The 11,535-nt window shown below is 38.8% G+C and carries 6 protein-coding genes; 4 read left to right on the plus strand and 2 right to left on the minus strand.

Annotation, left to right across the window (positions count from 1 at the left end; translation table 11 throughout):
• Nucleotides 1–11: 11 nt before the first annotated feature.
• Nucleotides 12–1,784: an arylsulfatase gene (locus tag Q4534_RS16995; protein ID WP_303614346.1), complete on the plus strand. Its 1,773-nt coding sequence runs from the start codon at nucleotides 12–14 to the stop codon at nucleotides 1,782–1,784.
• A 119-nt stretch (nucleotides 1,785–1,903) separates the two neighbouring features.
• On the opposite strand, the gene Q4534_RS17000 is transcribed toward Q4534_RS16995, so the two are convergent.
• Nucleotides 1,904–2,152 (minus strand): hypothetical protein, encoded by a 249-nt coding sequence (locus Q4534_RS17000; RefSeq protein WP_303614347.1) that lies wholly within the window; start codon nucleotides 2,150–2,152, stop codon nucleotides 1,904–1,906.
• Between the two features lie 692 nt (nucleotides 2,153–2,844).
• On the opposite strand from Q4534_RS17000, the gene Q4534_RS17005 reads away from it, so the two are divergent.
• The 3 genes from Q4534_RS17005 to Q4534_RS17015 are packed head-to-tail and all read left to right on the plus strand — an operon-like array spanning nucleotide 2,845 to nucleotide 7,786.
• Nucleotides 2,845–5,943, plus strand: coding sequence for a TonB-dependent receptor (locus Q4534_RS17005; protein WP_303614348.1), 3,099 nt, complete (start codon nucleotides 2,845–2,847; stop codon nucleotides 5,941–5,943).
• Between the two features lie 8 nt (nucleotides 5,944–5,951).
• The gene (locus Q4534_RS17010; protein WP_303614349.1) at nucleotides 5,952–7,385 is read left to right on the plus strand and encodes a RagB/SusD family nutrient uptake outer membrane protein; all 1,434 of its coding nucleotides are present in this window, start codon (nucleotides 5,952–5,954) and stop codon (nucleotides 7,383–7,385) included.
• A complete protein-coding gene (locus Q4534_RS17015; protein ID WP_303614350.1) occupies nucleotides 7,385–7,786 on the plus strand; it encodes a hypothetical protein in 402 nt (133 codons plus the stop codon). Before Q4534_RS17010 ends, Q4534_RS17015 begins: the two co-directional genes overlap by 1 nt.
• Nucleotides 7,787–7,894: 108 nt before the next feature.
• On the opposite strand, the gene Q4534_RS17020 is transcribed toward Q4534_RS17015, so the two are convergent.
• Entirely contained in the window at nucleotides 7,895–11,410 is a 3,516-nt protein-coding gene (locus tag Q4534_RS17020; RefSeq protein WP_303614351.1) for a VCBS repeat-containing protein, read from the minus strand.
• Nucleotides 11,411–11,535 lie beyond the last annotated feature (125 nt).

Genomic DNA, 11,535 nt, shown 5'->3' on the forward strand with positions numbered 1-11,535 from the left:
ATAGACTAAGCATGAAAGCTTTCTTTTCTATATTCATCTTTATTTTATGTTTCCATTCCATAGAGCTGGATGCATTTCAATCTAAAGAACCGCCACCCAATGTTGTCCTAATAATTACTGATGATCAGGGCTATGGAGACTTTGGTTTTACCGGCAACCCACATGTAAAAACGCCAGTGATAGATAATTTGGCTGCAGAAAGCGTACGCCTAAATAATTTTTATGTTTCTCCGGTATGTGCTCCTACAAGGTCCAGTTTAATGACCGGAAGGTATTCTCTGCGCACGGGTGTGAGAGATACGTATAATGGGGGAGCCACCATGGCTACGGAGGAAGTTACTCTGGCTGAAATGCTTAAAGAGGCAGGATATGCAACGGGTGTCTTTGGAAAATGGCATTTGGGAGACAATTACCCTTTTCGACCCGGAGATCAGGGATTCGATGAATCATTGATTCACTTGTCAGGTGGAATGGGACAGCCGGGTGATTTTACGACTTATTTTAAAATGGACCGTAGTTATTTTGACCCAACTCTCTGGTACAATGGCAAACAGAAATCTTTTCTGGGGTATTGTTCAGATATATTTACTGATGAGGCCATTCACTTTGTTGAAAAGCAAAGTAAGGATCAACCATTTTTTCTGTATTTGTCATTCAATGCTCCACATACTCCCTTGCAGGTACCGGATAAATATTATGAAAAATACAAAGACATAGATCCCTCTTCAGGTTTTGAAAATCAGAACATGCCATTTCCTAAGATGAGCGAAAAGGACAAAGAAGATGCAAGAAAAGTATATGCCATGGTTTCCAATATTGATGATAATATGGGGGAATTAATGCATAAACTGGAAGAATTAGATATTGCTGATAATACCATTTTTGTCTTTATGACAGACAATGGACCGCAGCAGTCTAGGTATGTGGCGGGCCTTAGAGGTAAGAAGGGGAGTGTTTACCGTGGTGGGGTGAAGGTGCCTTTTTTAATCAAATACCCTAAAGTTCTTGCAACCAATAAAGAAGTGAATACTATCTTGGCACATATTGATGTGATGCCAACATTGGCTGAGCTTTGCCAGGCGAAATTACCGGAAGATAGAGTGATTGATGGGCAAAGTTTTGCAGGAATTTTGAAAGGAGAGGGGAAATCTGAAACAGGTTTTGAACAAAGACCTTTGTTTTTCTATTGGACGCGAAAATTACCGGAATTGTACGACAATGTGGCCATTCAGCAAGGGCCTTATAAATTGGTAGGCAATACCGGATTTGATGCTGAACCTAAAGATTTCGAATTGTTTCATCTGGAAAATGATCCCTATGAACTTGAGAACCTAGTTGAACAAGACCAAGAAAAGGCAGAAGAATTAAAAGAGAGTATGGATCAATTGGTAGAAGAGTTAACCGCTTCTCCCAACCTCAAAGAAGAACAACGACCTATCATAGGAACTACCCATGAAAATCCACTTGTACTGAATCGAAATGATGCTTCGGGGCAAAGAGGTATATGGACCCAGGAAGAAGTTTACGGCTATTGGAATGTTCAAATACTAGAGGGAAATTACAATATCAGGTACAAGTTTATTGAACCTTTGGAGAAGGCAGGTAAGGTGATGTTGGAAACCAATACGCAAATTATTCAATCCCACATTAGCAATATGCCCACTGATATCATTGAACTTAAAAATGTTTCCTTAAAGGCTTATAAAGGAAGTGTGACGCCACATTTTATGAGTGGAGGAAAAAGCATTTTTCCTTTATGGGTGGAATTTGAGCGAATAGATTAGAGGAGGTATAGTAATTTAAAGTGCTACTTTATCTTTTTTACCTTGGAAACCAATGAGCCACTTAATAGAAAAGGTCAGCATATTACTGCTGACCTTTTTTAATATACAATATTTAAATATTACGCATTGGCATTTTGAGGTGCCCAATGAGAACATAACATTCCCGGAGCCGCTTTTTGCGGGTTGGCACAATCTGATGTTTCATACTTTAGGCAAGAGTCACAATTTCTGTTATCTTTTAATGCTGCCTTCATTTGGAAGGTGTCACATGTATAGCTATCGTTGACTTTTACACCATGAACTTTACATACGCCATTTGAACTCAAATTCTCACAATTACTGCAGTTACTCGCTAATCTAATAGACATAATGTTTTGGTTTTAGTTATGAAACAAAACTACAATACCATTCGGATAGAATGAATTTAAATAGCTGATAATCAATTATTTGAATTTAGATCGGTTAAAAATAGCTTGCTATGTAGTTGAGGCTAAGTTTGTTCAATCCCGGATAATTTTTTAATGTTCAACTTAATTTCCAAGGATTAGGTAGGGAGATTTGGATATGGTTTTAATTCCAAAACAAGCCTTAAATAATTATTTTAAATTTTGTAAACATAAGACATTAGTTGTGTTTTATTTTAAATGAAACAAGAATTCATTTGATTTTTTATAGGTTTTGTAAAAAAATTAAACGGATTAAATGATTTTTAAATAATGTTTTACTAATATTAATTTAACAAATAAAATAGAGATATTTGTACATTTATAAAAATTTAGTTTTTTATTTCCTGATTAAAAATTTATTCCATTTTGTTTTTAAAAGTTATGCTTAGTTTTAAAGCTAATTTTTTAGATATGGTTTAAAAGGATTACCTGAACAAGGTGCAAGATTCGGTTGCTCATGGGGGAGAATAGGGTTATTTGGAAATTGTAGTGATGTGAAAATTAAATTTGGTAAAAATGAGTTTCGTTCTAATTTAAAGTAAGTTTTTCACGAATTCATTATATTAATAAAACGTAAAATTTATCCATTCAATATAACGCTTAATCCGTACCCTATGAGAAAAACTATTCTAAAAAAGAAAAACCACCGAGGAATTGGGTTGGTTTTTCAACTCTTCACACTTTTGCTTTTAATTCAGCCGGTAATGGCGAATGCAGCCATGCCTGTAATATTTCGGCTGGCAGATATTAAAGGTAAGATTGTTGATGAAACGGGAGAACCATTGCCCGGTGCAACGATCACTATTGAAGGAACCACTCAAGGGACGGTTTCCGATATTGATGGTAACTTTACCCTAGAAGTTCCCGAAAATGGAACCTTAATAATTTCCTTTATCGGGTACGAAACCCAAACCCTAACTATTGGAAATGAGAGCTTTCTCAATATACAAATGGTTCAGGAAGAATCTTCTTTGAATGAAGTCTTAGTTGTGGGATATGGTACACAGGAAAAACGGGATGTTACCGGTGCAGTTTCTTCGATAAAAGGAGACAATCTAGAGAATTTACCTGTTTCCGGTGCAGCACAAGCGCTTCAAGGAAGAGCTGCCGGCGTCAATATCGTGAGAAATGGCGGAGCACCGGGCAACCAAGGATCCATTAGGATTAGAGGAACAGGCACCTTAAACAATGCTGATCCCTTAATTATTATTGATGGAGTACCCGGAGGCAGTTTAAATGATGTAAATCCAAATAATATTGAATCCATTGAGATATTAAAGGATGCATCAGCTTCTGCAATATATGGTACGCGAGCTGCCAATGGTGTGGTGATTGTGACCACCAAAAGAGGAGATTTCAACCAACCCTTAAAAGTTGAAGTGAATGGTTATATGGGTGTATCAAATGCCATTAAAACCATTGATGTACTGGATGCTCCAACTTTAGCCACATTAAAAAGAGAAAGGTATACCAATGATGGCTTAGCCATCAACCCTATCTGGGAAGATCCTGCCTATCAGACACAAATGACAGACTGGCAAAAAGAATTGCTGGGACAAGGTTCTACCCAGAATGTTGACCTTACCCTGAGAGGGGGAAACAACAACTCTTCATTTATGATGGCGGGAGGATACTTTAAAGAGGAAGGAATGATTACCAATTCTGATTTCAGACGTTTGAGTTTCAGAATTAATTCTGACCACAAGCTAAGTGAAAAATTTAAAATTGGTCAAAACCTTCAACTTGTTTCGATCAACCAAAGAAGTCCTAATACCTTGTCTGCGCAAACAGGGGTGTTATGGAGCGCGATACGTTTCCATCCCGGTTTGCCAGTGATGTATCCTGATGGATCTTACAGCTCTTCTCAAATATCGGGAGAATTTGGCGATATCAATAATCCGATCTTCACTCAGGATACGCAAGACAATAATAGTACAACGCATAAAATTTTAGGAAATCTGAATGCGGAATATGAGCTAATGGAAGGGTTGAAATTCCGTGTAAATTTCGGTCTGGATGGCTTCATTAGTGATGGATATAATTTTAATATCATTGTCAATGACCAAATAAGAACTTCCTCACAGAATTCACTTTCTAGGAGCTACAATGAATACTATTCTGTTTTGGCAGAATACTTTGTTTCTTATGATAAGTTCTTCAATGAGCTTCATAAAGTCAATTTTGTTGGTGGATACACCACACAAACCTTCAATTCTGATGGGTTTAGCGCCAGTAAAAGAGATTTCTTGGATGAGTCTTATGACCAAAGATTCCTCAGCGTTGGGCAGACATTGTATGGGATTGATGGGAGCAAGTCGTACGATGCATTGGCCTCATACTTTGGAAGGGCCACCTACAATTATGATGAACGCTACTTGTTAACAGCTACTTTTAGAAGTGATGGCTCATCTAAATTTGCTTCAGGTAATCGTTGGGGTTACTTTCCGGCATTCTCCTTAGGTTGGAGAATCTCTGAAGAAGAATTCTTTAAGAATGTAGGTTTTATTTCCAATATGAAACTGACCGGTGGTTGGGGAAGCTTGGGAAATCAAAATGTTCCCGGTTTACAGTACCTGGCATTGATCAGCTCCGGTAGGAGGTATTCATTTGGTGGTAACCAAACAGTAGGTGCCGCACAAACCAGGGTACCAAATATCGGCATTACCTGGGAAACAGCTCAAATGACCAATATTGGTTTGGATTTAGGCTTTTTAGACAATCGCCTTTTGGCAAACTTTAATTACTTTATTAAAGACACCAAAGACATGTTAATCGCTCCCCCTACCATTGGTTCCATAGGTACTGCCCAAATACCCAATCAAAACCTTGGAGAGCTTAGAAACAAGGGACTTGAAATGGAGGTATTGTTCAGAGAGACGCAGGGAAAATTAACTTATAGCATCAGCGGTAATGCTTCATTTATACAGAATGAAGTTACCCAATTGGTAGATGGTAATTTTATCGGGTCCAGACTTTATGGAAGGTCTAGCCAAGAGTTGTCCAGAACCTACGAAGGTTCACCCATTGCTAGTTTTTATGGATGGAGAGCAGATGGACTTTACCAAACTGCAGAAGAGATTCAAAATGATTCCAATATCGCCAATGATCCTAGAAAAACTGCCGGATTGATTCAGCCCGGTGATGTTAAGTTTTTGGATCTTAATGATGATGGTTTGATCGATGAAGAAGATAGAGAGATTATTGGAAACCCTCACCCTAAAGTAGTTTATGGTTTGAATGCTCAGTTGGGGTATGGAAATTTCGATTTTAGCTTATTCTTCCTTGGTAATGCAGGCTTTGATATTTACAATGCTGACAGAATGCAGGGAATTGATCCTACTTATCCATTTAATATGTATGCTGAGACCATCAATAGATGGAACGGTGAGGGAACCAGCAATGAAATTCCAAGAATGACCACCAAAAGGGATAACCTTAATCACAGAACTTCTGACTTGTTTTTAGAAAAAGGAGATTTCTTAAGGTTAAAAAATATTGTATTGGGATATACTTTACCTGATCCAATTACTAGCAGGTTGGGTATTTCCAAGGCAAGATTTTATGTAACAGGACAAAACGTATTTGTCTTGACGGGCTACTCCGGAATGGACCCGGAATTGGGTTATACGGATGGAAACCTGCAGTTGAATGTAGATTATGCGCAATATCCACAATCCAGAAGCTGGACCATAGGTACAACAATAACTTTCTAATCAAGCTTATGAAAAATATAATTCAACTTCTTTTGTTGCTGGTATTTATTACTACAGCATGTGATGACAATATACTAGAGACGACTCCTTATGGCCAATCTACCTCTTCACAGTTTTGGAGAAATGGGGAAGATGCAGTAGCTGCTGCCAATGCCATGTATGAGCCGCTAACAGTGGAGGATTTTTATGGTCATGCAGAGCATACCTTTGATATTCCTTCTGATGATCAATTTAGGGCAGGGGATCATGGGGAGGATCAGGCCATCGAGTCCTTTACCTTTGATGCCGGTAATCCGCAATTGTACTATAGCTGGAGGCATAAATATGAAGTAATATCCAGGGCCAATGCAGTGTTAATTAATGTTCCTGATATAACCATGGATCAAACCCTTAAGGATAGAACATTAGGTGAAGCCTATTTTCTTAGAGGTTTTATGTACTGGAGGTTTGTTGTAATCTATGGAGGTGTTCCTTTAATTTTGGAGGAAGACGTTCTAGCTAATAACTACAATAAACCTAGGGCAAGCTTGGAAGAAACCTTTGCACAGATTGAATCAGACCTGATGGAGGCGGCAAATCTTCTACCTGCCACACATGGTTCAGATGATTTGGGTAGACCTAATAAAGGTGCTGCCAATGGATTATTGGCTAAAATGTACCTATATAAAGAAGAGTTTGATAAGACCATTTCCTATGGACAAATGGTATTGGACGGTCCATATCCTCTAGCAGCTGATTTTCAAGATAATTTCCGTGTAGAAACGCAAAATAATCCGGAAGTATTGTTTTCAATTCAAAGTCTTCAAGGATGGCAAGACAACACCCATATCATCTATACCACACCTAGGCCATGGGGAGGTTGGGATTTTCATGAACCGGTGCAAGATTTGATAGAGGAGTTTGAAGAGGGAGATCCAAGGTTAGATTATACCGTTTACAAACCTGGGGATATGGTAGATTTGGGAGGAGACAATGGGCTTACTGAATATACAGCAGACCTTTCTTCCACTGGCTACCATTTCAGGAAATACTCCTCATGGAACCCTCAAGGAGGGCTAAATATGAGCCATAATAACCCTATTCTTAGAACAGCTGATGTTTTGCTTTTGGTGGCTGAAGCCAAGATTAGATCCGGCCAAAATGGAGATGCTGAAATCAATGAGGTAAGACAGCGTGCCGGGAGAGAGCTTTTGTCCAATGCAACCATGGAAGATTTAATCCATGAGCGTAGAGTAGAGTTGGCAGGTGAAAACCAAAGGCATCAAGATCTTATCCGTTGGGACAAGGCCAATTTGGTGGATATTGTGGCTATTTATAAAAAAGATTTGGGTCCTTTAAAACCACCTAGAAATTTCGATAGGCCTAAACATTATCTTTTCGCTATACCTCAAAGAGAAATTGATTTGAGTAATGGGGTATTGACACAAAATCCAGAATACTAATGGTGAATAGGACAATGGTCTTCCTATTTGTTCTGGCATTGCTAATGTCCTGTGGTGCCAATACCGAGCAAAAAATCATTGGGGAATGGAAATTGGATTCGGCTTATTATCATTATAATCAATTCAATTTTTCCAGTGATGGATGGCATCAGGATGAGCGATACAATTTCTTACCCACTGGTGAAACCATCACCAGTGCGGTAAATTCCTCCATTCAAAACAAATATACCATTGAGGACAAACACCTAAACTACTATGATGAAAAGGGCAACCTTGTCAATATTTATGAGATCCTTTCACTTAGTGAGGAAAATATGGTTTTGAGAGTGGAAAAAAAGCCTTTGTTTAAAGGGGCAAATCAAAATAGGTTTGAAGTCCGTTATTTTTCCAAAGTAAACTGAATGAGAAATTAAAAACCGTAAAAGTTTAAAGCCTAGAGAATGGGCTTTAAACTTTTACGGATAGATTTATAGTTTTAAAAGTGCCTTCATATGTTGGGGGTACTTTTTTTATTTTGACCACCCCTCTAATTGAATAGTTTTAATGGATTTACCATCCGCATCAAAATATTCAACCTTTTCAAGGCCTATCTCAGGAAAAATAGGGTTGGACCCTTGACTCAAGTAGCCAGATCCATGATAAAATTCTACCAACCTTTTTATGCCATCCTTAAAAGATTTAATTGCTTTAACTGAGCCACTGACATGAGGCAAAGGTTTGAGGTTTAATCTCTTATCGGGTAAACTTAGCCATTGTGAAGGTTGATTGTTTTTAGCTGCTAAATGCATCAATCCATATTCTTTTCCTAGGAAAACGGGAACCAAACTTCGGACATCCCCGCTCAGTTGGAGCATTTGATCCTTTATTAGAAATGCGCCATTGTCCGAATACTCTAGTCTTAAGCCATATCCGGCATCATATTGTCCTGTTATTACCTCTGTTTGATGAAAATTTCCAGCCAGCAAAATTTCCATTCTGCCATTTCCATCAAAGTCCCCGGCATCTATACCAAATACGGGCGACACCTGGGCAATATTAGGTAATGGGATTTTGTCAAAGCCTTCCTCTCCCTTATTTATCAAAAGAATGGAAGAAAAGATCTTGGCCTCAAGTTTATTTTCTGTACTGTCCAGGTAAGCTTTTCCAAGCAATGTGCTTAAAGTGGCTTGTGCATAACTGTGGTAATCATTGAATTTTTTCTTCAACGAAGGGATTTGTTGGAAAATGTCATCTCTGGGATGCATGGGGTACCTTTTACCATCTTCCATATAGGAAATTATGGCCTCACTTTTCCCATTCTTATCGAAATCTGCCCAGTGAATCTGTAACGGATTGTTTTCACTACTTTTGTACCGACTATTTAAACCCAGGTTACCCATTATATAATCGGTTTGGCCATTCTGGTTGATGTCTGCACCGATTATACTGTTCCACCAGCCTGTGCTTTCTTCCAAACCTGGAATATTTTCCTTCAAAACCAAGCGACCTGACTGATTCTCAAAAAGTGTAATTTCCATCCATTCTCCCACGACAATCAAGTCTGTCCAATTGTCTTGATTATAGTCGGTCCATAGGGCAGACGTGACCATGCCTATGTTTTCTAATCCGGGAGCAATTTCCCCAGCAACTTCCCTGAATTGCCCCTCGTTGTTCTGAAGCAATTGAGATTTGCCGGGCATTGGGTAATTATTGGGTGCCAATCTACCTCCAACAAACAGATCCATATCTCCATCCTTATCAAAATCTGCTCCGACCACTGCTGAACTGCTAGCGAAAATTTCAGGTAGTGCCTTGGAGTCTAAGCTAAACTTTCCCTTTCCATCATTGATATATAACCGATCCTTGTATAACTTGGATCCGGCTTCAAATTCGTTTCCCCCTGAGGCAATGTATAGGTCTTGATCTCCATCTGAATCAGCATCAAAAAAAAGTATTCCCATGTCTTCGTATTGAGCATTTTTACTTGACAGAGAAAGGCTGTCAAACCCTCCGGCTTCATTATTGAAAAATAATTTTCCCGATTGACCATAGGCCCCACCGATATAATAATCTTCCAGTTTATCACCATTGATATCTGCAACAGCTATACCCGGCCCTAATTGAGAATGCTTGTGAGGTAACAAAGGTTGTAAGTTGAAATCTGCATAAAACAACTCGCGATGCTCGAATGATGGAAGAAATTTGGACGGTTCTTCTTCTATTTTAAAGGGGAGGTTATTTGCCTTTTTTCGATTTGTATTACTTGGCTCAGGATTATAAGAAATGTTGAGGACTTGATTGGCCGGGATGGCGGATAATTTTTGGTAGTTGCCATCCGGCCATTGGATCAAAAGGGAGTCAACGGTATGCTCTCGACCCAAACCAAAATGAATGGTTTCACTAACCGAAGACTGATAGCCTCTGGTCAGATAGTGTTCATAATATTGAACCCCTCCCTTATTATAAAGATTGATTTTAGCACCTAAGGCCTGTAAATTTCCTTTTTTTCCGGTAAGCTTAATTTGCAGGAAATTGTTGTTCTCATCCGAATGGCCATTGTTTTTATAAATGGAAGCTTTACTGTAGGTATTGTTAATTATTAAATCTAGCTGACCGTCGTTGTTGAGGTCCGAAAATGCCACACCACTTGAATAACCGGGTAGGTCAAAACCCCAAGCCTTAGACACATCTTCAAAGGTGAGGTCCTGCTTGTTTTGAAACATAAAATTGGCAAGGTGGGCTCCTTCGAGGGGCTTTAATTTTTCAAATATTTCACGGCTGTTCAAACGGGCAAAATTGGATCTGTAATCTACAAAATCCCGATTGGTGATGTCTCGTGGATAGCCATTTGTAATGAATAAGTCCTTCCAACCATCATTGTTCCAATCGGCCCACAAGGGAGCCCAGCTCCAATCGGTAGCTGCTACTCCTGCCATAAAGCCGATGTCTGAAAACAGTGGCAAGGAATCGTTTGAAAAACCCCGGTTGAGCTGAAGGGTATTCCGCATAAATTGAGGTTCATAACCCGTCTTTATTTCAGAAGTAAAACGGTCATGGCCTGTCTTCCCAAACATTAATTTCTGGCGGTAGTTTTTATCGGGCAACATGTCTACTTCCACTAAATCCGGCTTGCCATCATTGTTTATATCGGCTATATCATTTCCCATGGCGGAATAACTGGTGTGTTGGAATACCTTTGCTGCAATATTTTTAAAAGTTCCATCTTGCTGATTCAGGTATAAAATATCATTCGATAGGTAATCATTGCTTATAAAAATGTCCGGCCATAAATCCCCATTAATGTCGGAAACTGCCAAGCCCAAACCATAGCCTTCAATGGTAATTCCACTTGCCGCTGACACATCGGTAAAAGTTAGGTCCCCATTGTTTTGAAATAACTTGTCGGTATTCAACATTTCACCGTTGATCCTTTTTGGTCGAATGATGTTGGGCCCGGTTTCATCCGTCATATTGTTCATTAGGTACATGTCTAAATCCCCATCCCTATCATAATCAAAAAAGGCAGCCTGGGTGCTAAACCCTGTGTCATCCAATCCATAATCAGCAGCTTTTTCAATAAATTTAAAATCTCCTAAGTTGATGTACAATTCATTTTTCCTTTGAATGGCACCATAAGGGCCGGAAAAACAGAGGTAAATGTCTCTTAAACCATCTTGATTGATATCCACTATGGATATGCCTGTAGCCCATTTTCCTTTGGTGGAAATCCCGGACACTTCTGTTTGATTGATAAAAGAAAAATTACCTTTATTGGAAAATATTTCACAATTCCCCATGTTGGAAGTAAAGACCAGGTCATCCAGTCCATCGTTATTAAGGTCTGCCACAGCTACCCCGGCCCCATTATAAAAATATTCGTAGGTGAGGATATTAAAAAATTCGTCCTCAATCAGGCTATTTTCAAAATCAACTCCCGTATCATCCGGACTTAATGAGGTAAATCTTGTAGTTTCCTTACAGGAAAAACAAAGCAAAAGAAATATTACTAAGGATTGGGGTGACGATAAAAATGAAGGCTTTTTCATTCAAATTAATATTTGCTAAGGGCAACTTTATGACTGGCAATATAGGGTTTTTGACCGGCCTAAATCATGAATACTAGGGTTTTATTTGGGTGATAATTAGCAGAATTAATAGGGCCAAGATTTGG

It is taken from the genome of Cyclobacterium sp. 1_MG-2023 (assembly GCF_030546805.1).
Taxonomy (GTDB): domain Bacteria; phylum Bacteroidota; class Bacteroidia; order Cytophagales; family Cyclobacteriaceae; genus Cyclobacterium.